The sequence below is a fragment of the Salinibacterium sp. NSLL17 genome, from assembly GCF_015864935.1.
Lineage (GTDB): Bacteria > Actinomycetota > Actinomycetes > Actinomycetales > Microbacteriaceae > Rhodoglobus.
The window spans coordinates 1,870,256-1,890,076 of record NZ_JADYWH010000001.1 but is presented as its reverse complement, the minus strand read 5'-3'; the positions used below and the strand labels follow the sequence as shown (position 1 = coordinate 1,890,076).

Below are 19,821 nucleotides of genomic sequence, written 5' to 3'. Positions count from 1 at the left end.
AAGTGGCGAGCAACGAGAGCGATTTGCCGCGCTCAGAATTCGGTTTTCCCGGGGCGCTGCGCGACACCTTGGTGGCGGCCATTCTGGCCGGAGAGAAAACGTCGACGACGTCGACTCTGGTGGAATACGGCATAGAAAACGACCCTCTGCCTGCGGCAGGGGAGCGCTGCGCTGTGGTGGATTCGCAAGACGACCCCGTTGCCGTGATCGAAATTGTGGCTGTCGAGCAGAGGCGGCTTGCCGACGTGGGGTGGGAGCACGCTCGTGACGAAGGCGAAGGCTATTCCTCGGTTGCGCAGTGGCGCGCTGGTCACGAACGCTATTGGCACGGCGACGACATGCGTGCGTACCTCGGCGACCCAGCGTTCACAGTTAACGATGACACCATCGTGGTGCTGGAGAGATTCAGAGTGGTTCGCCAGCTAACCGCCGGCAATTCAGAGGCGCGCACGAGCGCATCCACGGCAAAGAAAGCAACGCTATGAATGGGCTGATCAGTGCGATTTACCGGGCGCGGGGCGTGCTGCTCTTCGTGTCGGTTATTGCGATCTTTGTGGGCACAATTGGCGCCCAGGTTATTCCGTTTGTCCCGGTAAAAACGGTGGCATCGGTGCTGCCCTTGGTGGGGATTCTGGGGATGCTGCTCGTTCTCGCCGTAGTCATTCCCGGGGTGAAACTCCTGCCCACGTGGGAGCCACGGACAGTGACGTCGCCGGTGACCGGCCGGTGGATGGCATTGAACAGTCCCGCAACGCGCGTGCCAAGCCACGGGGTTCGCGCTTACGGCCAGACGCACGCTGTTGACCTCGTCTGCGACCCCGCAGATCGCGTGAGGCCCGAGTTCGGCACCGGGATCGTGTTGCGATACCCCACCGAATATCCCGCGTTTGGCGAGCCGGTACGAGCGATGATCGACGGGGTCGTGGTGCGTGTTGCCGACTCGCAGCGAGACCACCGAGCCCGTGCATCACTACTTGGTTTCGGCTACATGATGGTCGAAGGCACGCTCAGAGAACTAGGCGGCCCGCGTTTCATCGTGGGGAACACCATCACCATTCGTGGTGATGACGGGGTGTTCGCCCTCGTGGCCCACGTGAAGCAGCGATCAGCGATCGTAGGTGTTGGCGACAGAGTCACAGCTGGTCAGCCCATCGGCGCCTGCGGAAATTCAGGCAACTCCAGCGAGCCCCACGTGCACGCTCAGTTGATGGATCGCGCCTCTGTCTGGACCGCGCATGGAATACCGATGGTTTTTGGTTCCGTGTCAGTCGACGAGGAATCAGAAGAGCGCGACGCGATGCCGGCAGACAACGAGCACATTACCGTTCGTTAGCCCTTGATGGCCTGAGCCCAGCTCACCCGGCTTCCCACCTTCAGCAGTGAGTTGTTGTAGATGCGCGAGCCCAGAAGAATGGCGAGCCCGGCCGTGACGACGAGTATCGCGAGGGAAATTAGTGGCTCCCACCATTCGGCGGTTCCGAGGAAGAGGCGCATCGGCATCCCCACCGGTGCAGAGAACGGCACGTACGACATGATCGTCAGAGCGACGGGGTTGTCGTGCAGGAAGATGATTGCGAAGTACGGCAACATGATGAGCATCGTCACGGGCGTCATCGTTGTTCCGAGGTCTTCTTGACGGGAGACCATGGCACCGACAGCGGCAAAGAGCGCTGCAAGCAGGATGAAACCGATGATAAAGAATCCGACGAACCACAGCAGCGGTGCGCCCAAAAGTGCCAGCAGCTCAGCCTGGCCGGTGACCGAAAGGCCGACGATCGCCAGCACCGCAATCGCGATGATTTGAGCGAAGGCCAGTAGCGAGTTGCCGATGACCTTTCCGGCCATGAGCGCCGAAACGGGCACTGCCGACATCAGAATCTCCACGATGCGTGTCTGCTTTTCTTCCACAACGCTCTGGGCGATCATCGGGCCAAACGTCATGCCCGAAGCAAAGAAGATGATGCCGAAGCCGAACGCAGCGAGATAGCTCAGAAGGTAGCTCGTGTCGCTCGGGTCGAGGAGGATCAGCTCCGGGCTCACACTGAGCCCCTGCATGAGCGACGACGGCGCATCGCTTGCGGCGATGACGGTAACGGGAATCGTGGAGCCATCCTCCGATGGCACGACCGCGGCATCCACGGTTCCCTCGGTGACGAGGGCTTCAGCTTCAGTGCGGTTGTCCACGACCGTAATCTCGAGTCCGGGGATGTTCGAGAGTTCGGACGACACCGAACTGACGACGGCCACCGGCGTGGTCGAGACGCTCTTCGACATGATTCCGCCGGCAATCACTCCGCCAAGAACGAGAAGGAGCAGGATGCCGGTGGTGATGAGGAAGCTTTTGGAGCGCAGTCGTGTGGTGATTTCTCGTTCGGCCACAAGCGCAACCGAGTGCGCAAAGCGGGGGGAGCGGCGGTCAGCAGTAGTGGCGTTCATTAGATGACCTCTCGGAAGATTTGGGCGAGGGATGCGCGCTGAGGCGAAAAAGAGGTGACGTCGCCGTCGGCGAGTGCCCGTCGTAAGACGCGCTGCGCCGCGGCGGGCTCGGCAGCATCGAAAGTGGCGCGGCCGCCATCGAGCTCGACCACAGTGATGTCGGGTTCGCCGCGAAGCCAGCCGAGGTCGCTACTGCACGCGATGGCGTAGCGCGGTGCCGAGTGTTGGGTGCGCAAAGCTTCGCGTTCTCCGGATGCCCGGATGCTGCCATCCGCAATGATGACTAGGTCGTCGCAGAGCCGCTCGACGATTTCGAGTTGGTGCGAGGAGAACAACACCGATGCGCCGGATGCCGCCCGCTGCTTGAGCGCCTCTACGACTGTGTCGACGGCGAGGGGATCCAACCCCGAGAACGGCTCATCGAGCACGAGCACTTCAGGCTCATGCACGAGAGATGCTGCGATTTGCGCGCGCTGCTGATTTCCGAGCGAGAGGCTCTCGAGGGTGGAATCGCGACGCTCACCGAGGCCGAGTTCCTCAAGCAGGCTGTCAGTGTTGCGGCCAGCCGCGGCCTGCGTGAAGCCGTGGAGCCGAGCGAGATAGACGAGCTGCTCCCGCACCTTCATCTTCGGGTACAGCCCACGTTCTTCGGGCATGTAGCCGAAGCGACGCCGTTGTTCTGCGCCTAGAGGTTTGCCGTCGAGGTGAATCTCACCGGCATCCGCATTGAGAACGCCCAACAGGATGCGCATGGTCGTCGTTTTGCCCGCGCCGTTGCCACCAACGAAACCCGTCATGCGCCCGTCGCGCACGGCAAAGGTCACCCCGTCGAGTGCAGGGCGCACCCCGAAGCCCTTGGTGATGTTGTCGAGTTGGAGCACCAGTACCGCCTTTATCCACAGAAAAACTAACTACCGACAACGCTAGCCACTCGTAGGACTGAGAGGTGCTCCCTCGCGGTGCTTCAGCGCACCGAGTTGCTTGATCTCAGCGACACCGCGCGTGATCCTCTCTTGCAGACTGCCACAGTGCTGCAGTGCTGCAAGCCTGCGCTACGCAGCCAGTTGTCGTGACCGAGGAGTCGACGTTCGCACTCCTACAGTTTCTATGTGCGCAAAGTGGCCGACACTCGCCAGCGCCTGCTGGGTGGCATGAGGGAGTGCTTTCGCAAACCAGACATCGTCAGTGGCGCTCACAAAAGCGTCTCGTTCGCCACGAACCAGCGTGACGCGGCACTCAATGTTCGACCACTCTCGCTCGTCGTAACGGGCCGCAGCCTCAGCACCCTGAACGAACGAGCGCGGGCGGATTTCGGCGGCCAGTGAATCGAATACTGAACTGTCGAGCTCACGTCGGTTCTCAAAAAGGGGAGCACTGAGCGGTGCGAGGAGTCTCATGCGGTGCAACGCATGCACGACCACTCGTCCGGCAGGACCGAGCACGGAAAGTAACCGCATGGCACCGAGCATCCCTGCCAACAGCGGCAGAACGGTGAAACGCCGAGTCGGATGCCGCAGCACCGCCAGCGCGCCAGGTCCGGTCGCCGAGATGGCCGTCACGCTCAACGTGCGCTCCGGATACCGAGCCGCCAGCGTGAGCGCGAGGTGCCCTCCGAGAGAGTGACCGAAGACGTTCCACCTCGCAAAGCCGAGGGTTCTCGTGACGTGGGCCACTGCATCCACCATGTCTTCGACCGAGGTACCAGGGCGGACACTTCCGCTCTCACCCCAGCCGGGAAGATCGATCGCAACCACATTCTGCAATGGTTCGTGCGCGCTGTGAGCGGCGCGGATGAGGGGCAACCATGTGGTCCACGAACCTGCGGCACCGTGGAGAAGCACCGTGGCGGTATCGGAGCGCGCAGCTGCATTCGGATCCACGTGCACAACAACGTCGCCGAGAGCGGTGGGCACCACGACGCGGGAAAACCCCGCGGTGGCGCGGTCAAATCGGTTGTCGGCGCTGAAGTGCGTACTGGAAGCGGGCGTTGTGTTCACCGCAGTGGTTCGGAGCCGCAGCATCCATAGATTGCTTGAATGTGCGGCCACGAACGGATGGAGTTGAGTTACTGCACAACTGCAATCTGGGTGGATGCTTCTGCTTCACCGATGGAGCCGAGATCAATAACGTTCTCGAAGCCCGCATCTTCCATCAGCGCGACGGCCTGACCTGAACGGTTGCCTGACTTGCAATAGACGGCGTACTCAGCCTCGGGGTCGAGAGTGGGAAGTGCTGCAGCAAATTCGCCTCCGTTGAGGTCGAGGAGGTTAGCGCCCTCAAGATGCCCTGCCGCATATTCGGCCGGGGTGCGAACGTCGATGAGGATGGTGTCAGCGCTGAGTTCGACGGAATCGCCTGCGGCCGAGCATCCGGCAATCGAAGCCAGCACGACGAGGGAACCGGCGAGAGCGGTGAGGGGACGGAACATTATTTCTCCTTGTGGAACGAGTGGTTATTCGGAAACCCGGCACGTGTCGCCTGGGCAGTATTGGGGTGGAGTTTTCGAAAGCAGTCGTTGTAGTGAGCAACCAATGCAGATGCCGAAAGCGGCTTCGAGGAACAGCATGGTGAGGCACAGGCTGCAGAGTGCGAGGGTCGCTTCGAGCGGAGCGCCGAGCACCCCCATGCCGGCGCAGGAGATCAGTGCAAGACCGTAACCGAGCCACCAAGCGAACTCTTTTTGCGGGGCGCCGACCCAGTTCGGTTCGTGCGTGCGAACGATGAGGCGACCAAGCGCGAGTGTGGGTGACCAGCGATCACCCACCGTGACGCGCAGGAGCATATCCATCATGAAGAACACTCCGAAGGGGCGAAGCGGCACCGCAGAATGCTCGACAATCGCGAAGCCGATCGAGACGGCACCGCCAATAAGGAGGATGCCCGCAGCCACGCGAACTGCGCGCTCGTTCACGACAGGGATGCTGTAGCCCTCGACAATGGAGCCGACGGTGGGAGCTTTAGTTGGCGTGGTGGTCGACACCGGTCACGCTCCTGTCACGAGCGAAATAAACTGCGGGATTTCTTGCACAAGCACGAAGGCTCCGATCACGAGAACAAAGATTCCGAATCCCTTGCGCAGAGCGGTTTCGGGAATGCGCCCCGCGAGCGCTGCGCCCACAAACGAGCCCGCTACGGCGATCCCGGTGAATGCGAGGATGGTTGGCCAGGGAAGCTCAACGGTAAAGAGGTGGGCGACAAGCCCTGCTGACGACTGCATCGCAATAATCAGTAGCGAGGTGCCCACGGCGACCGCCACCGGAAGCCCGCCGAGAAGAGTGAGCGCGGGAACAATGAGGAAGCCGCCCCCAGCGCCCACAAGCCCGGCGGCAATTCCGACGAAGAAGCCGTCCCTAATAATGCGAATGACGGGAAGCTTTGTTGGTTCGTGAACTGATCCCGCCGGCACCTTCTTGCGCCCGCGGATCATGGCAGTTGCGGTGGCGACCATCATGGCGGCGAAGAGCACCATCAGCACTGTGCCAGGGATATAGCCGCCGACGATGCCTCCGGCAAAAGCGCCTGCCATTCCAGCGACGCCGAAAATCAATCCGGTACGCCAGCGAACGCGCCCTGCTCGAGCATGATGAAAAACACTGACGGCGCTCGTGACGCCCACGATAAATAGTGAAGCCGAGATCGCCTGCTGCGGCTCAAAGCCAGCAACGTAGGTGAGGATCGGCACGGTGAGGATCGAGCCGCCCCCGCCGAGCATCCCGAGAGAAACTCCCACGAGCACGGCGAGGGCCAGCGCGATGATCAGATTCGGCTCCATGGGGGCGCGTTACACCGCGGGCACTGCACCGGCAGTTGCGAGCCAACCAAGGTACGAGCCATCGAGTTCGGCAACGTGGTAGCCCGCGCGGCGCAGGGCACTCGCGGCCACACTATTGCGCACTCCGCTTTGGCAATACGTCACGATGGTTCCCTCCTGGGGGAGCTGGTCGAGCGACCACATGACGCGGCCGCCGCTCAGTTGTTCTGCTCCGGGGATGTGTCCCTCGGCGAACTCGGTTTTGTTGCGAACGTCGAGCAGAAGCACGCGATCGACGTCATTGAGGGTGGCGGGGTCGACGAGCTCGGGCACCACGAGGGTGAGTCCATCGAGCGTCGTCACGAAGCCTGACACGGTGTCGATGCCCACGCGCACGAGGTGATCGCGCAACTCTTGTGCGTGTTCAAGGTCGTCGGCAAGCAGGATGACGGGCCGCGTCTCAGCGTCGGGGTTGTACACCCAGGCGCCGTAGCTTGCGGCCTTCTCGGGGCCCGGAACGTTGAGGGATCGCGGCACAGTGCCACGGTGAACTTCGCTGTTGTGACGGGTGTCGATGAGAATGGCGCTGTCGGCGTCGAGAGCCGCCGCAACTTCCTCGGTCGTGTATTCACGCAGCGGGCTAACGGTGCCCATGACATTCGGGCCCTGACGGTTCTGCACTTTCATGCGCCCAAAGTAGGCGTGAGCATCCGGTTGGCCATTCAGCAGCTCGTCGATGAAGCCTTGCTCATCGTTGTTCTCGACGTAGTGGCTCCACCACGCGAACGCGCGCTCGTAACCGACAGTGGTTGTCGGAATTGCTCCGAGAGCTTTGCCGCAGGCACTACCGGCACCGTGGGCAGGCAAAACCTGCACATAGTCGGGGAGAGTGAGGAAGCGGTCACGCAGGCTCGCGAAAATGTTTTTCGCCCCGCCGAAACGGGTATCAATGCCTCCGGCTGCTTCGTCAAGGAGGTCGGGTCGGCCGAGGTCTCCGACGAAGACGAAGTCTCCGCTCAGCATGAAACCGGGAGCGTCCGCTTGCGCACCATCAGTCACCAGGAACGAGAGGTGCTCGGGCGTGTGCCCGGGAGTGTGAACAGCCTTCAGCGTGATGTTGCCGAGGGTGATGATGTGGCCGTCTTTCATGCGCACAGCACCGTCGAAAGCGCTTCCGTAGGTCCAGTCGGGGCCACCTTCGTCTGACACGAGAATTTCCGCGCCGGTGCGAGCGGCGAGCTCGCGGGTGCCCGAAAGGTAGTCGGCATGAATGTGGGTTTCGGTGACGGCTGTGATGGTCATCCCGTTCTTGGCGGCGATCTCAAGATAAACGTCGAGGTCGCGGCGGGGGTCAACAACGATCGCTTCGCCCTTGGCCTGGCAACCGATGAAGTAGCTAGCCTGAGCGAGGTCGGTGTCATAGATGCGTTCGAGAAGCATGTTTACTCCAGTGAGTGTTCGCTATGTCCGGGGGAGGGATGGCGTTAGCGACGGTGGGTCGTTAACGGTGTCTGCGTGTTAGCAGTGGCAACGATCGCTTTCGGCAACGTTGGCGAGGGCATCCTCGATGTGTTCTCCGCAGCCAGCCCAAGTGGGTTTACTGCAGTTCTGGCAAGTAACTTGTGCGCACATATGGTCTCCTAACGACCGAAGAGGCGGGCAAAGAAGCCGCCCTGAGTGGATTTTGCGGCGTCAATCTCGGATTGCGAGTGCTTGCCGTTGCACCAGTTGGATGCGGGCACGCTGCGCTTGATGGACTGGATGTGGTCTCCGCATCCGGCCCACGTTGTTTTGTCGCATACGCGACACGTGACTGCTCTGCACATAACTCTGCTTTCGTTGATTGGCTATCCGTTGCAATACCCTAGGGGGTATGCTCAGACTATACCCCATGGGGTATCGAAACTGTCAACTCACACGAGAGAAGCGAGACAACTATGGATTCCTTCACATCCGAATCAGTGTCGGTAGCCGATCCCGACGCGCAAAAGAAAATCGCGAATCGCTTGCGTCGCGCTCAGGGGCAATTGGGCGCACTGATCGCCACCGTCGAGACGGGAGCCGGATGCCGCGACGTCGTGCACCAGCTGGCTGCCGTCTCGAAAGCTCTCGACCGCGCAGGGTTCCTCGTGATCTCCGAAGCGATGAAGGAATGCCTCATCAATCCGGATGCCGAAGGCTCGCCTCAATCGGAAGAGATCGAGAAACTCTTTCTCTCGCTGGCCTAACGGCTGGTCGCTAGGGCGCGGTTGCGGTCACGATCAAGCGAAAGAGTTCGATAACAGGTTCGCGCAATGCGGTTGTCAGGATCGCAAATACCAGGATGTTGAGAACCACGGTGCCCCAGAAGGCTTGGCGGAACATTGGCTTCTGAGTTTTGTGGCGAAGACGCTGTTGGGCAACGATGGCTCCGGGCCAGCCGCCGAAGAGTCCGAGCCCGAGCAAAGCGCTTTCTGTGACCCGCCATTGCCTGGTTTGGGCGGCCTTCTTGTCGGTGGCGTAAGAGGCATAAGTGATGACGCTCATCACGAGGTAAAGCGCTGCGAAGAGCCACGGGAGTGCACCGATTGCGGTGACGATGCTGATCGCGATCGCGAAGGTGGCCAATACGACGTAACTCATTGTTCCCGGGCGGCTCTTGCGGGCGCGGATGGGGCGGCCTGAAGCGGAGAGGTAGCGAATGCTGCGCGCTCGAGTCTTACCGTCGTTCGTGGTCTCGACTGTGAAGCTGACCCGTTCGCCGGGCGCCGGGCGGGCGTCGCGGCGTGGGAAGGCAGAGATGTGGGCAAAGACGCTTTCGCCGGTGCGGTTGCCGCTACCAGTGCTGCCCGCGCCGTTGGCGCTGCTCGGGCCGTCAACGGTAATAAAACCAAAGCCACGTTCGTCGTTCCATGACGCCAGCGCACCCTGCTGTCGTGCGCTTCGGGAACTCATGTATTGAGGGTAACTGCCTGAGCCGCTGTGCGCGGTATCGGCGTACCCTCAGACTCGCTGAATTCGGCCCACAGAGCTGAGGTCTGCTCCTACACTGGCGGTGCGCCCTCAACGAGAGTTGAGTAGCGATCGAACGGATGACCTCAACCACATCATCGTGAAGAAAAGAGAGAATCTCGTGCCTGTTCAAGAACCCGTCGCCCGTCAGCCTTGGTGTGGCCCTCGTGCCGCCGAAGTGCAGCCCCACACTCTCGACCAACTGGACGCGTGGTGGCGAGCAGCAAACTATCTTGCGGTCGGCCAGATCTATCTGCTCGACAACCCTCTGTTGCGTGAACCCCTCCGCCGCGAGCACACTAAGCCCCGACTCCTCGGTCACTGGGGCACAACGCCCGGCCTGAACTTTGTGTGGGCTCACCTGAACCGCATTATTCAGGAACGCGACACCGACACGATCTTTGTTGCTGGCCCCGGACACGGCGGCCCCGCTGTTGTCGCGAGTGCGTACCTCGACGGCACCTACAGCGAAACGTACGGCGATATTGATAAGAGCGCGGATGGCATCCGCAAGATGTTCAGACAGTTTTCGTTCCCGGGTGGCATTCCGAGCCACGCGGCTCCCGAAACTCCCGGCTCCATCCATGAGGGTGGCGAGCTGGGCTATGCCCTGTCGCACGCCTACGGCGCCGCCTTCGATAACCCGAATCTTCTTGTCGCGGCAGTCGTGGGCGATGGCGAGGCCGAAACCGGGCCGCTCGCGACGAGCTGGCATTCGAACAAGTTCATCGACCCCGAACGCGATGGTGTGGTGCTGCCGATCTTGCATCTCAACGGTTACAAGATCGCGAACCCGACAGTGCTGGCCCGCATCCCCGAAGATGAACTGTGCGACCTGATGCGCGGGTACGGGCATACGCCCTACGTGGTTTCGGGCGGGTTCGATGACGAAGATCCTCGTGCCGTGCATGAGCGCATGGCGGCGACGCTTGATGACATCGTCGATCACATCGCTCAGATCAAAGCGGATGCGGCGGCGGGAACGCTCGAGGGGCGTCCGGCCTGGCCGATGCTCATTCTGCGCACGCCCAAGGGCTGGACGGGACCCCAAGTGGTCGACGGGCATCCTGTCGAAAACAACTGGCGTTCTCATCAGGTGCCGCTCGCGAGTGTCCGCGATACCGAGGAACACCTCCTGCAGCTTCACGAATGGATGGCCTCGTATCGTCCTGAGGAACTCTTCGACGAGAGTGGCGCACCGAACGCGCTAACGACCGCGCTCGCGCCGACTGGCGATCGTCGTATGAGTGCCAACCCGGTGACCAATGGCGGACTCCTGCGAGCACCGCTGCGGCTGCCCGACTTTCGGGACTATGCCGTTGACGTGCCGAATCCGGGTGAAACGACTAGCTCGGCAACGGGCGCGCTAGGGGAGTGGCTGCGCGATGTGGTGCGCGACAACCCCGACAACTTCCGCATCTTTGGGGCCGACGTCACGGCATCCAATCGACTGAGCGCGGTCTTCGACGTGACCGACAAACAGTGGGATGCCGAGTTCCTGCCCATCGATGCCGACAATCATCTTGCTCGCGCGGGGCGCGTAATGGAGATGCTCAGCGAACATCAGTGTCAGGGCTGGCTCGAGGGATACCTCCTCACTGGCCGCCACGGCATGTTCAATTCGTACGAGGCGTTCATTCATATCGTCGATTCGATGTTCAACCAGCACGCCAAATGGCTTGAGGGGGCGAACGCGATCCCGTGGCGTCGACCAGTGTCGTCGCTCAACTATCTGCTGAGCTCGCACGTGTGGCGTCAAGATCACAACGGTGCCTCGCATCAAGACCCCGGCTTCCTTGACCTAGTCATGAACAAAAAGCCCGATGTGGTGCGCGCCTATCTGCCGTGTGATGCCAACACCCTCATCGCCACCTACGACCACTGCCTTCGTTCCGTCGACAAAATCAATGTCGTCATCGCGGGCAAACATCCCGAAAATAACTGGCTCGATATGCCGGCTGCCATCGAGCACTGCACGCGCGGCATCGGCCTGTTCGACTGGGCAGGCACCGAAGTCGTTGGTGAAGAACCGGATGTCGTACTCGCCTGCGCCGGCGACGTCCCGACCCTAGAAACGTTGGCGGCCGCGCAAATCTTGCGCGAGCGGATCCCCGAGCTGCGGGTGCGCGTCGTCAACGTCATCGACTTGATGCGTCTGCACAGCGAGTCGGAGCATCCGCATGGTCTCAGCGACGCCGAATACGATGCGATCTTTACAACAGACAAGCCTGTGATCTTTGCGCACCACGGTTATCCGTGGCTGATCCATCGCCTCACGTATAAGCGCACCGGGCACGCCAACCTGCATGTGCGCGGATACAAAGACGAGGGCACGACGACGACACCGTTCGACATGGTGATGCTCAACGACCTCGACCGCTATCACTTGGTGATTGACGTGCTCGAGCGCGTGCCGGGCCTCACCTCGAGGCATGCTGCCTTCTGGCAAGAGATGCACGACACCCGTCTGCACGCGCAGCAATACACCCGCGAACACGGCGAAGACATGCCCGAAGTCGCTGATTGGAAGTGGAACGCGTCCTGACGAGCAAAGGGAGCGGTGGCCCTCGAGTCCACCGCAATTCTGTAACGCTGGCGAGCAGCGAAAAAGTGCCGCATTTGGGGTGCTGGTGCACGACATAATTTGTGTTTAGAATGAGCGTGACATCGCGTTGATGCCCGGCAATCGTGCCCACTCGGGAGTTCTTCCCTAGGCCGTCAGAAAGATCAGATCAACCGGTATGAACATCACCGAAATCGCTATTAACGCACTCGGATTCGCGGGCACCGTTTTCTCGTTCCTCATGTGGGTTCCTCAGGCACGCATCACGTGGCAGAGCCGCAACGACGCGGTGCGTCTTGCCGGTATTTCCGAAACGACCCAGTGGTTGTTGGTCTTCGGCTACAGCGTGTGGGGCGCTTACGGGCTCATGAGCTCGTCGTTCTGGGTTGCTGCTCCCAGCGCTGTCGCCATCCCGCTTGCCGCCGCCACGATTGTGGTCATTCGCCGCGGTCGCCGCTTGCCCGATGAGGGTCGATCGTTCCCGATTTTCTCCAGCACGGATGCCGATCCGCTCGTCACGATCAGCGACGGCCTGGTGGCGCTCACCGAGTCCATTCCGATCATTCACGCCCACGTCGAGACTCCTGCCGAAGCGGCTGTTAGCGCGCACGACACGTCGGATGTTCTTGGCGAGCCATTGCCGCACTCCGCGGGGTACACCGCGACGGGCACGATCCCGATCCTCGCGTAAGCACGGAGGCGGCTCGGCGGCTCGGCGGCGCCGGTCGCGGCGGTTCTTACGCCTCTTCGACGATGTGCGGCTCGTGGGGAGAATCTTCAACGCCGTCCCCGGCGCTGCTCGACTTCAATTCCGCTGCGTCTCCGCGCAAGGCCATCGCGATTACGGGGTAGATGAGCACGGAGAGCAGGCCGGCACCGACCAGAGCGGCAGCAGTGCCGGAGTCGATGTATTCGCTGTCGACGCCGATTGCGGTAACGGCGACGATGATGGGAAGCCCTGTTGCTCCGAGAAGGCCGAGGGCGGCGCGATCACGCTTGCTGGAGCCCTTCGGGGCAGCAAACATCGATGGCACTCCGCGCACAATGAGCAGCAGCACGAGGAAGACCGGAACGAGCGCCGCAACGCTCCAGTCTGAGGTGAGAGCGCTGAGCTCGAAAGACACTCCCGTGTTGATGTAGAAGATCGGAACAAGGAATCCGAATGCAATGGCATCCAACTTCGAGTCGACCATCGCGCGGTCGCGCTCGGGCGCTTGGCGCATCATGACCTGCCAGAGCAATCCGGCAACGAATGCGCCGAGGAGCATATCTAGGTCGAGAACGATGCTCAGCACAACAAGCGCAGCAACGATAAAGATGACGAGCCGGATCGCGAACTGACCTGAGGTGTGCAGGGTTGCGGTCACGAGGCGGTGGAGCGAGTTGTGTTCGATGCGCGCCGCGAGGAACAACAGGGTCATCGCAATCAGGATGAATACGCCAAGCACGACAGTTGAGACTCCGAGCGAGCTAGCGCCGAGAAAAATAGAGATCGCGATCAGCGGACCGAATTCACCGACAGCGCCGAGTGCGACTGCGGAGCCGCCGAAGCGAGTGGGAAGTTCGCCGGCATCGCGCAGGATGGGCATGATCGCTCCGAGCGCAGTCGAACACAATGCGATGCCAATGACTACAGCGCCGAAGCCTGGCTCGATGAGAAAACCAACGGCGATTCCGGCGACCAAGCCGATAAGCCAACCCAGCGACGCACGCCGACCATTCCGACCACGAATGTTGCTGAGCCGGATCTCGTTCCCGGCCATGAAAAACAGCATGGCGAGGCCAAAGTCAGAAAGTTGTTCGACAAACTCTGACTCGCCAACCCAGCCAAGAACGCTCGGCCCAATCAGGATGCCGAGAAGAAGCTCGAAGACAACGATCGAGATGCGGACTAGGGGAGACAGCGCGCGCGCCAGCAACGGTGCCATGACCGCCAGAATTGGGATCAGCACGAGACCCCAGTTCGCTACTTCCATAGCTTCTTCGGTGCTATCCATTGGTCACGAAACTGTTCACTTCGGCGGCGATCACGTCGCGCACTACGGACGTATCGAGCGTCGCGATACCGTCTCCGGCCTGCACTCCGTAGTCACCGAAGCTGGCGTGGTTGGCACCGTCGATGGGAAAGAAGGTGGTGGATGTCGGCAGCAGGTCGGCCGCATCCATGATTTTCTCGGGCGTGCTCAGGAGGTCATTGCTTCCGCTGATGCTCAGAACGCGAGCGTCAACCTCAGAAAGGTCGTTGGCGCAGTAACTTCCGAAGAGAATGAGGCCGCTCACGTCGGGCTGTTCGGCGTATTGGCATGCTCGAACGCCGCCGAGCGAATGTCCGCCGACTATCCACTCATCGACGTCGGGCGCCGCCGCCGTAAAAGTGTCAAGTGACCGTTGGTCGAAAAATGCGAGATTCAGGATGGGCTTCGTCACGACAACCGTGAGCCCCGATTCGGCCACCGCTCCAGAGAGCTTGTAGAGGTAGGCATCCGCGCTGACCTTTGCTCCCGGGATGAACACGAGACCTTCGCCTGAAGCGTCACCGGTGGGAGTGAGGATGAAGGAGTTTTGATTTTCGGTGATGTGTACGGCCGGGTTCGTGCGCACGCTCTCCAGTGCGTCCGGCTCTGCCTGCATCACCCCCACGTTCGCCCACACGAGCATTCCGGCCACGAGCAGCACAACGATTGCGGCGAGTGAAATAAAGATGGTGCGGGTGAGGCGCCGCGTTCGTTTCGGCTCTCGAGTGTCATCCGTCGACGTCGGCTCCGCTGACGCAATGGGCGAAGTCGGATCGGATGGCGGCGAATCAGCAGCGTGCATCGCCCCAGTCTAGGGAGTGAGGGGCCAGCGCCGCGCAGGCGGACTAGTGCGCGGCGACCGGATGCTGCGCTTTCAGCGAGAATGCGATTGCGGTAGCAGCGCTCGCCCACAACACGCTGGTGACTGCGATCACGACGCCATCCGGTTGCATGATCGATTGCCCGCTGAGCGCTTGCGCGGTGAGGACCACGGTAATCGCGCCATAGAGAGCCGTGAGGATCGCCACAATGCGGAGTCGCACGGCCTCGTTGCGGAGCGCGCCGAAGCGGCGCCCGAGGAGCTCTAAGAAGAGTGCGCTGAGGGGGAGAAGCTGCAGGGCGTGCATCCCAACGAAATGCGGAACGCGGAGATCGCCGGCGACGGTGCTCCAGCCAAGAAGGGGCAACCCCTCGCCACCGTCGGGGAGACCAACCGTGTGTGCACCGGCGATGCCCTGAAAATCGTTGAGTTGTTCAGCATTGGGCGACGTCATGAAGAAGGCCAATCCCATGCCGACCACGCCAATGACGAGGCCAGCCCTGATAGCAAGGGCGCGAGCACGGTCCGAAAGCTGCTGACGCCACAGCAAGATCGCCACGAAAATAGCGGCACTCCAGACGATCACGACCGACACTGCCATCACCGACCAGAGTGTCGTCGTGAGCGGGGTGCTTACGTTGAAGTGACTCGTGGTGCCGAGTGCAGCGGCGCCGCCGATGACCAACATTTCAACTGCCAAAAAGACGGCGGTGATTGTGCCGAGCCACCAAGTCAGTCGTATGTGTCGTTGCAGCATTCCGAGTAGCCACGCCAAGGTCAGTGCGTACAGGCCGATCGACAGGGAAAACTTGAGGGGTTTAGCCCACAGGGGAGCACCGGTGACAAGGCGCGGATCTACAACGAGTCCGATCGCGGCCAGGATGCTCGCTATGGCCATCAGAATGGCGAGCCACAGCAACGGTGCGTGGAGTAGTGCGCGGTTGAGTCCGAACGGTGCGATGGGCGTGGCGGTCATGGTTGCTCCTCAAGTCGATAGCAACACTATCGGATAGTTTCACTATCCGTAAGTACCTTTTTCCTGCAATTGGTCGGCGTTACGACCGACCGGGGTCTCCGTAGCGACGAATGGTCGCCGCCGCTTGCGCGCTCCGACGCAGCGCCGCAAAAAGTGTGTCGCCAAGAACGGTGCCCACCACCACTGTTTCTGCCTGTGACGCAAGGTCACTGCGGGTGTCCACAAGGTCGAGGTCCGCCTCAGCCACCAACTCGGCCGCCTGCGCATAGGCCTTGAGCCAGGGCGCCTCAGCGCCCTGGCCGGCTTGGCGCAAAGTCGTCACTACGCGCGCTGCAGCTAAACGTCCGGGGTCGTCAGGGCCGCATGCCCAGCCGGCGACGGCCTCATCCACGGCGGCCAGGGCGTCTGCCTCCAGCGACTCGGTCTGCACGTGTTCCGACACGGTGCTCTGGGCGATCTCAAACGCGCGGGTGAGGGGCAGCTCGCCGTCGATTGCATTCGTGACTCGTTTTGCATCGGAGACAGACAGCCCGCCCACATCCGTCAATGCACGAATCATGTGGATGCGGCGCACATGAGTTTCGTCGTAGGTCGCCTGGTTCGGTGCCGAGCGCTCGCCCGCGGGCAGCAAGCCTTCGCGCAGGTAGTACTTGATCGTGGCCACGGAAGCCCCGGTCTGCTGGCTCAACTCCGAAATCTTCATTTGGACACCATAGCTATCTGTTCGGGGGTCATGGGGGCGACGGACCGAATCTCACAGCCACACTCAGGAATATCCGCGCCTAGGGAGCGTTGAATACTAGTGATGACTACACCACTTCGCCTTTCTGTTCTTGATCTCATTCCTGTTCGCAGCAACCAGACTTCGGCCGACGCGCTGGCGGCGACAACCGCGCTCGCGCAGCGCGCCGACGACCTCGGTTTCTCGCGGTACTGGGTCGCCGAGCATCACAATATGAAGGCAGTGGCGTCCACGAACCCTGCAGTATTGATTGGCATTCTTGCCGCCCAAACGAAGCGCATTCGTGTCGGTTCTGGCGGAGTCATGCTTCCCAACCACGCGCCCCTCGTCGTCGCGGAGCAGTTCGCGATTCTTGAAGCGGCATTCCCTGGTCGTATCGACCTTGGTATTGGTCGCGCTCCCGGCAGCGACCCCGTAATCACTTCTTACTTGCGGATGACCGGCACCACTAGCGACGTCGACGCGTTCCCGCGCAACGTGGCCGATATCCGCAGCCTCATGAATCCCGAGGGCGCCACGTTGCAACTGCAGCAAGGACGCAGCTACGAACTCACGGCAACGCCGAACGCGGCATCCGTTGCTGATCTTTGGTTGCTCGGCTCCAGCGACTACTCGGCCCGTCTGGCCGCAGCTCAGGGCATGCCGTATGTTTTTGCCCACCACTTCTCGGGCGAAGGAACCGCGCGCATTCTTGGCCTCTACCGCGACAACTTTGTGCCGTCAGACTTGCTGAAGGCCCCCAAGACGTTCCTCACCTTGAACGTGGCTGTCGCCGAAACGGCGGCGGATGCGCGTGCCGCAGCCCTGCCCCAACTTCAGCAAATGGCGCGCCTGCTCAGCGGCATGCCGCTCGGCCCGCTCTCGACAATCGAAGAGGCCGCCGCCACCGAACTCGCTGCGCCGCAGCAACAGATGGTGGATGACATGGCCGAACGGTGGGTCATCGACGAACCTGTGGCTGCAGCGCAACGCATTCGCTCGCTCGCGACCCGCTTCGGTGTAGACGAAGTAATGGTCGTGCCTGGGTTGTCGGCTCACAATGCGGACGCGGCGAACACCTCGCCTGTGCGCGTGCGCGCTCTCGAACTGCTTGCGGAGCAGTTGCTTAGCTAACTCGTGCGTTTCGCTGTGGTCGTGGACCGCGTGCGCCCAAACTTTCGCCGCCGAGCGCTACTTGAGCTGAGTCGCGTTCGCGCGCAATCGCAGCTCTCGCACGCCTTCACGTTCTCGCATTTCCACGTGCGAACTATGCGAGGCGACAAACTCGCTGAAGGTCTTAAACCCGAGTGCAGCCTCGTTGAACGACGGGTCGATTCTCAGCATCTGATTCTTTACACCCGAGCTGTTCAACCATTCTGAGTCCTCTTTTTGCTGAACAAGGCGCAAAGCTCGCACGAGCATCTTGAACGGGCGCATGCCGTTAGCGGGTGCATCAGCCAACGGTTGAGTTGTAGTTTTTGCAATGCCAACGGTCTTCTTTGCTGTTCCCGCCTTCGCTGGGCCGGCTTGAGGGGGAGCGGTCGCCTTCTTTGCGGTGGAAACTTCGGCTTCGTGTGAAGCTGCTGGTTCCGCGACGTTGGTCGCACCGGTGGCGACAGGAGCTGTTGCCACCGCGGGTTGTGGGCTCATTGGTGGAGTGGTCGGCTGCATGGTTTCGGTGGCTTGTGGAGACGCCGTTTGTGTTGCGAACTCGACACCGGGGAGTGAATCGTAGTCCGCAAACTTGTCGCACGAGGAGGTGAGCGCATCACTGGTTCCGCCAGCGACACCGATGCCGATAACGTACCGGCCGAGCGTTTTGGCGCGTTGGGCGAGTGCCACGTAGTCCGAGTCGCCGGCGACGATCACGACATGCGTGATATCGGGCAGACGAAACATGTCTTCCATCGCATCGACAGAGAGCCGGATGTCCGCACCATTCTTCATCTGCGCGGTTAGCGGAAAAAGTTGCACTAGTTCCACGGCGCGATTGATGAGTTGCTTCTGGTAGCTCGCATTGACCGGCACCGACCAGTCGGCATAGGCGCGGCTGAAAGCAACAGTTCCGAAGGATGATGCGTAATCAAGGATGGCTTCTACATCCACATTGGCTTCGAGGAGTTTGGCGCTGATCGCGCTCGTTGCTGCGCGGATCGAGGTGAAGAAGCGGGCTTTGTCTTTGGAAAACTGCCCGTTTCCATGTATTTGGTTATATCGAGAGATGACAATGTTGTCGAAATCGATGTAGACGGCCACACGGCCCTCGGTAACGGTGGCCATGTGATCTCCCGGGATGAGTTGTCCTCTGTTAGTGAGGGTTCTTCGGCTCACATTAGCAGTCAGACTGCGTTCGTCGTGTGACGTGCTGGGCAAATGGTTTCGATCGATACCATTGAGGTCAACACAGCAAGAGTAGGGAACCTCACGTGACGTATAGCGCTATTCGAGTTCGCGCGACTCCGAGTACACCTGGTTCTGGTCGAGTAGGTGTTGCCGCGATCGTGTTCGGTATTGCGGTCGCTGGCTGGATTTCGTTCGGACGACACCTTTTTGGCATCGGCGGCGATCTCACCATCATCTACGCGACGACGTTGGGTGTCCTTTTCGGCGTGCTACTGGTCCTCATTGGGCTAGCCATGCGGCGCACAGAACTCCGCGGCTTCGTAACGCGACCTCTCACACATACGATGCTCATTGCATCCGGCGTCTGCGCGTTTTTGCTTGGTTTGACGATTCCTGACTCCACACCCATCGGTCTTCAGACGATCATTAGTGGCCCGGATGAGCCGGCGCTCGGTATCGCGATTGGCATTGCAAACCCACTCGGCGTTGTGGGCCTAGCGACGGCCATTATTGCGTTGGTGCTTGCGGTCAAGGATTCACGCGGTCGGGTCACTCTCGTGGAGAGCTGGGACGACGACGCTAGTGTCGAGTCACACGCCGGTTAGCGACACGCCTCAGTCGAGGTGAGAGTGCTCTCCTAACCGGTGCCACGCCCGATTGTGGTGAACCAGCGGGGGAGCGAGATCGGCCTCCGGGGTGATGTGGGCTTCCTGTGCGAGCACGAGAATGAGCGATGCGGATTCGGTATCAAGTTGGTCGATGCGCGTGCCCACAAGTCGTGCCGGAGCACTCGGAAAATAGGGCTCTCCCGTGGGCAGACGTGCCCACAGTCCACGGTCGGCGAATCGGTCAACCCCGCTCGTCGCGCACAGTTGCGCAAGGGAAAGTTGTTCGCTTCCGAGAAAGTGGATGACGTACGATTCAGCCGCGCGGATCCCAGGAGCAGTAGATGCTCGGTGTCCGATCGAGAACGCCAGTAGTGGCGGCTCGGCGCTCACCGACACCACCGACGTCACCGTCAGCGCGACTGGCCCGAGCGGTGACTGCGCTGTGACAACGGCGACGCCACCGGGGTAGTGACGAAATGCGCTCGAGAATTCCGCGGCGCTGATTCCCGACATCGTCTCCTCGACCTCGACCTCGACCTCGTGGGCAGGGCTCTGGCTAGCGGCGGCCGGTGGTTTTTCGGTGATCGTGTGCATTCG

The 19,821-nt window shown here is 61.2% G+C and carries 22 protein-coding genes; 7 read left to right on the top strand and 15 right to left on the bottom strand.

Annotated features, from left to right (window positions below; genetic code table 11):
- Positions 1 to 2: 2 nt before the first annotated feature.
- Complete coding sequence (locus I6E51_RS09205; RefSeq protein ID WP_197105460.1) at positions 3 to 485, top strand: ASCH domain-containing protein; 483 nt, start codon at positions 3 to 5, stop codon at positions 483 to 485.
- The gene (locus I6E51_RS09200; RefSeq protein WP_197105461.1) at positions 482 to 1,333 is read left to right on the top strand and encodes a M23 family metallopeptidase; all 852 of its coding nucleotides are present in this window, start codon (positions 482 to 484) and stop codon (positions 1,331 to 1,333) included. The genes I6E51_RS09205 and I6E51_RS09200 overlap by 4 nt, the downstream gene beginning before the upstream one ends.
- Here the strand turns inward: I6E51_RS09200 and I6E51_RS09195 are convergent.
- From I6E51_RS09195 to I6E51_RS09160, 8 genes are all read right to left on the bottom strand, one after another.
- Positions 1,330 to 2,436 (bottom strand): ABC transporter permease, encoded by a 1,107-nt coding sequence (locus I6E51_RS09195; protein ID WP_197110033.1) that lies wholly within the window; start codon positions 2,434 to 2,436, stop codon positions 1,330 to 1,332. The two genes, I6E51_RS09200 and I6E51_RS09195, sit on opposite strands and share 4 nt — an antisense overlap.
- Positions 2,436 to 3,317: an ABC transporter ATP-binding protein gene (locus tag I6E51_RS09190; RefSeq protein WP_197110032.1), complete on the bottom strand. Its 882-nt coding sequence runs from the start codon at positions 3,315 to 3,317 to the stop codon at positions 2,436 to 2,438. Before I6E51_RS09190 ends, I6E51_RS09195 begins: the two co-directional genes overlap by 1 nt.
- A gap of 171 nt (positions 3,318 to 3,488) precedes the next feature.
- Positions 3,489 to 4,433 (bottom strand): alpha/beta fold hydrolase, encoded by a 945-nt coding sequence (locus I6E51_RS09185; protein ID WP_197110031.1) that lies wholly within the window; start codon positions 4,431 to 4,433, stop codon positions 3,489 to 3,491.
- A 68-nt stretch (positions 4,434 to 4,501) separates the two neighbouring features.
- Positions 4,502 to 4,864 (bottom strand): rhodanese-like domain-containing protein, encoded by a 363-nt coding sequence (locus I6E51_RS09180; protein WP_197105465.1) that lies wholly within the window; start codon positions 4,862 to 4,864, stop codon positions 4,502 to 4,504.
- Positions 4,865 to 4,888: 24 nt separating this feature from the next.
- Complete coding sequence (locus I6E51_RS09175; protein WP_197110030.1) at positions 4,889 to 5,416, bottom strand: DUF4395 domain-containing protein; 528 nt, start codon at positions 5,414 to 5,416, stop codon at positions 4,889 to 4,891.
- 3 nt (positions 5,417 to 5,419) lie between these two features.
- Positions 5,420 to 6,208 (bottom strand): sulfite exporter TauE/SafE family protein, encoded by a 789-nt coding sequence (locus tag I6E51_RS09170; protein ID WP_197110029.1) that lies wholly within the window; start codon positions 6,206 to 6,208, stop codon positions 5,420 to 5,422.
- Positions 6,209 to 6,217: 9 nt separating this feature from the next.
- Positions 6,218 to 7,627 (bottom strand): rhodanese-like domain-containing protein, encoded by a 1,410-nt coding sequence (locus I6E51_RS09165; RefSeq protein WP_197110028.1) that lies wholly within the window; start codon positions 7,625 to 7,627, stop codon positions 6,218 to 6,220.
- 200 nt (positions 7,628 to 7,827) lie between these two features.
- On the bottom strand, positions 7,828 to 8,013 hold the full coding sequence (locus I6E51_RS09160; RefSeq protein ID WP_197110027.1) for a hypothetical protein: 186 nt from the start codon (positions 8,011 to 8,013) through the stop codon (positions 7,828 to 7,830).
- Between the two features lie 111 nt (positions 8,014 to 8,124).
- On the opposite strand from I6E51_RS09160, the gene I6E51_RS09155 reads away from it, so the two are divergent.
- Positions 8,125 to 8,415 (top strand): metal-sensitive transcriptional regulator, encoded by a 291-nt coding sequence (locus I6E51_RS09155; protein WP_197105468.1) that lies wholly within the window; start codon positions 8,125 to 8,127, stop codon positions 8,413 to 8,415.
- A 10-nt stretch (positions 8,416 to 8,425) separates the two neighbouring features.
- Here the strand turns inward: I6E51_RS09155 and I6E51_RS09150 are convergent, their stop codons facing one another.
- The gene (locus I6E51_RS09150) at positions 8,426 to 9,121 is read right to left on the bottom strand and encodes a DUF1294 domain-containing protein (RefSeq protein WP_197110026.1); all 696 of its coding nucleotides are present in this window, start codon (positions 9,119 to 9,121) and stop codon (positions 8,426 to 8,428) included.
- Between the two features lie 235 nt (positions 9,122 to 9,356).
- On the opposite strand from I6E51_RS09150, the gene I6E51_RS09145 reads away from it, so the two are divergent.
- Both I6E51_RS09145 and I6E51_RS09140 read left to right on the top strand, forming a co-directional pair.
- Positions 9,357 to 11,723 carry a phosphoketolase gene (locus I6E51_RS09145; RefSeq protein ID WP_197110182.1) on the top strand — a complete coding sequence of 789 codons (2,367 nt, stop codon included), beginning with the start codon at positions 9,357 to 9,359 and terminating at the stop codon, positions 11,721 to 11,723.
- A gap of 196 nt (positions 11,724 to 11,919) precedes the next feature.
- Complete coding sequence (locus I6E51_RS09140; RefSeq protein WP_197110025.1) at positions 11,920 to 12,432, top strand: hypothetical protein; 513 nt, start codon at positions 11,920 to 11,922, stop codon at positions 12,430 to 12,432.
- 46 nt (positions 12,433 to 12,478) lie between these two features.
- Here the strand turns inward: I6E51_RS09140 and I6E51_RS09135 are convergent, their stop codons facing one another.
- The 4 genes from I6E51_RS09135 to I6E51_RS09120 form a co-directional block, all read right to left on the bottom strand.
- Positions 12,479 to 13,738, bottom strand: coding sequence for a cation:proton antiporter (locus tag I6E51_RS09135; protein WP_231599709.1), 1,260 nt, complete (start codon positions 13,736 to 13,738; stop codon positions 12,479 to 12,481).
- Complete coding sequence (locus I6E51_RS09130; protein WP_197105472.1) at positions 13,731 to 14,558, bottom strand: alpha/beta hydrolase; 828 nt, start codon at positions 14,556 to 14,558, stop codon at positions 13,731 to 13,733. The genes I6E51_RS09135 and I6E51_RS09130 overlap by 8 nt, the downstream gene beginning before the upstream one ends.
- Positions 14,559 to 14,601: 43 nt before the next feature.
- A complete protein-coding gene (locus tag I6E51_RS09125; protein ID WP_197110024.1) occupies positions 14,602 to 15,552 on the bottom strand; it encodes a hypothetical protein in 951 nt (316 codons plus the stop codon).
- 79 nt (positions 15,553 to 15,631) lie between these two features.
- Positions 15,632 to 16,255 (bottom strand): MerR family transcriptional regulator, encoded by a 624-nt coding sequence (locus I6E51_RS09120; protein ID WP_197110023.1) that lies wholly within the window; start codon positions 16,253 to 16,255, stop codon positions 15,632 to 15,634.
- Positions 16,256 to 16,357: 102 nt separating this feature from the next.
- Between I6E51_RS09120 and I6E51_RS09115 the strand changes: the two genes are divergently transcribed.
- Positions 16,358 to 17,407, top strand: coding sequence for an MsnO8 family LLM class oxidoreductase (locus I6E51_RS09115; protein WP_197110022.1), 1,050 nt, complete (start codon positions 16,358 to 16,360; stop codon positions 17,405 to 17,407).
- 57 nt (positions 17,408 to 17,464) lie between these two features.
- Here the strand turns inward: I6E51_RS09115 and I6E51_RS09110 are convergent, their stop codons facing one another.
- Positions 17,465 to 18,553 (bottom strand): NYN domain-containing protein, encoded by a 1,089-nt coding sequence (locus tag I6E51_RS09110; protein ID WP_197110021.1) that lies wholly within the window; start codon positions 18,551 to 18,553, stop codon positions 17,465 to 17,467.
- Between the two features lie 146 nt (positions 18,554 to 18,699).
- Here I6E51_RS09110 and I6E51_RS09105 point away from each other — a divergent pair, with 146 nt between their 5' ends.
- Entirely contained in the window at positions 18,700 to 19,221 is a 522-nt protein-coding gene (locus I6E51_RS09105; protein WP_197110020.1) for a hypothetical protein, read from the top strand.
- A gap of 9 nt (positions 19,222 to 19,230) precedes the next feature.
- On the opposite strand, the gene I6E51_RS09100 is transcribed toward I6E51_RS09105, so the two are convergent.
- Complete coding sequence (locus I6E51_RS09100; RefSeq protein ID WP_231599708.1) at positions 19,231 to 19,818, bottom strand: flavin reductase family protein; 588 nt, start codon at positions 19,816 to 19,818, stop codon at positions 19,231 to 19,233.
- Between the last annotated feature and the right edge of the window lie 3 nt (positions 19,819 to 19,821).

What these genes read in the sequence shown, in the direction of transcription:
- I6E51_RS09120 (WP_197110023.1), bottom strand. Translation starts at nt 16,255, where the DNA reads ATGAAGATTTCGGAGTTGAGCCAGCAGACCGGGGCTTCCGTGGCCACG.
- I6E51_RS09130 (WP_197105472.1), bottom strand. Translation starts at nt 14,558, where the DNA reads ATGCACGCTGCTGATTCGCCGCCATCCGATCCGACTTCGCCCATTGCG.
- I6E51_RS09150 (WP_197110026.1), bottom strand. Translation starts at nt 9,121, where the DNA reads ATGAGTTCCCGAAGCGCACGACAGCAGGGTGCGCTGGCGTCATGGAAC.
- I6E51_RS09180 (WP_197105465.1), bottom strand. Translation starts at nt 4,864, where the DNA reads ATGTTCCGTCCCCTCACCGCTCTCGCCGGTTCCCTCGTCGTGCTGGCT.
- I6E51_RS09140 (WP_197110025.1), top strand. Translation starts at nt 11,920, where the DNA reads ATGAACATCACCGAAATCGCTATTAACGCACTCGGATTCGCGGGCACC.
- I6E51_RS09200 (WP_197105461.1), top strand. Translation starts at nt 482, where the DNA reads ATGAATGGGCTGATCAGTGCGATTTACCGGGCGCGGGGCGTGCTGCTC.
- I6E51_RS09115 (WP_197110022.1), top strand. Translation starts at nt 16,358, where the DNA reads ATGACTACACCACTTCGCCTTTCTGTTCTTGATCTCATTCCTGTTCGC.
- I6E51_RS09160 (WP_197110027.1), bottom strand. Translation starts at nt 8,013, where the DNA reads ATGTGCAGAGCAGTCACGTGTCGCGTATGCGACAAAACAACGTGGGCC.
- I6E51_RS09135 (WP_231599709.1), bottom strand. Translation starts at nt 13,738, where the DNA reads ATGGATAGCACCGAAGAAGCTATGGAAGTAGCGAACTGGGGTCTCGTG.
- I6E51_RS09125 (WP_197110024.1), bottom strand. Translation starts at nt 15,552, where the DNA reads ATGACCGCCACGCCCATCGCACCGTTCGGACTCAACCGCGCACTACTC.
- I6E51_RS09100 (WP_231599708.1), bottom strand. Translation starts at nt 19,818, where the DNA reads ATGCACACGATCACCGAAAAACCACCGGCCGCCGCTAGCCAGAGCCCT.
- I6E51_RS09165 (WP_197110028.1), bottom strand. Translation starts at nt 7,627, where the DNA reads ATGCTTCTCGAACGCATCTATGACACCGACCTCGCTCAGGCTAGCTAC.
- I6E51_RS09110 (WP_197110021.1), bottom strand. Translation starts at nt 18,553, where the DNA reads ATGGCCACCGTTACCGAGGGCCGTGTGGCCGTCTACATCGATTTCGAC.
- I6E51_RS09170 (WP_197110029.1), bottom strand. Translation starts at nt 6,208, where the DNA reads ATGGAGCCGAATCTGATCATCGCGCTGGCCCTCGCCGTGCTCGTGGGA.
- I6E51_RS09155 (WP_197105468.1), top strand. Translation starts at nt 8,125, where the DNA reads ATGGATTCCTTCACATCCGAATCAGTGTCGGTAGCCGATCCCGACGCG.
- I6E51_RS09195 (WP_197110033.1), bottom strand. Translation starts at nt 2,436, where the DNA reads ATGAACGCCACTACTGCTGACCGCCGCTCCCCCCGCTTTGCGCACTCG.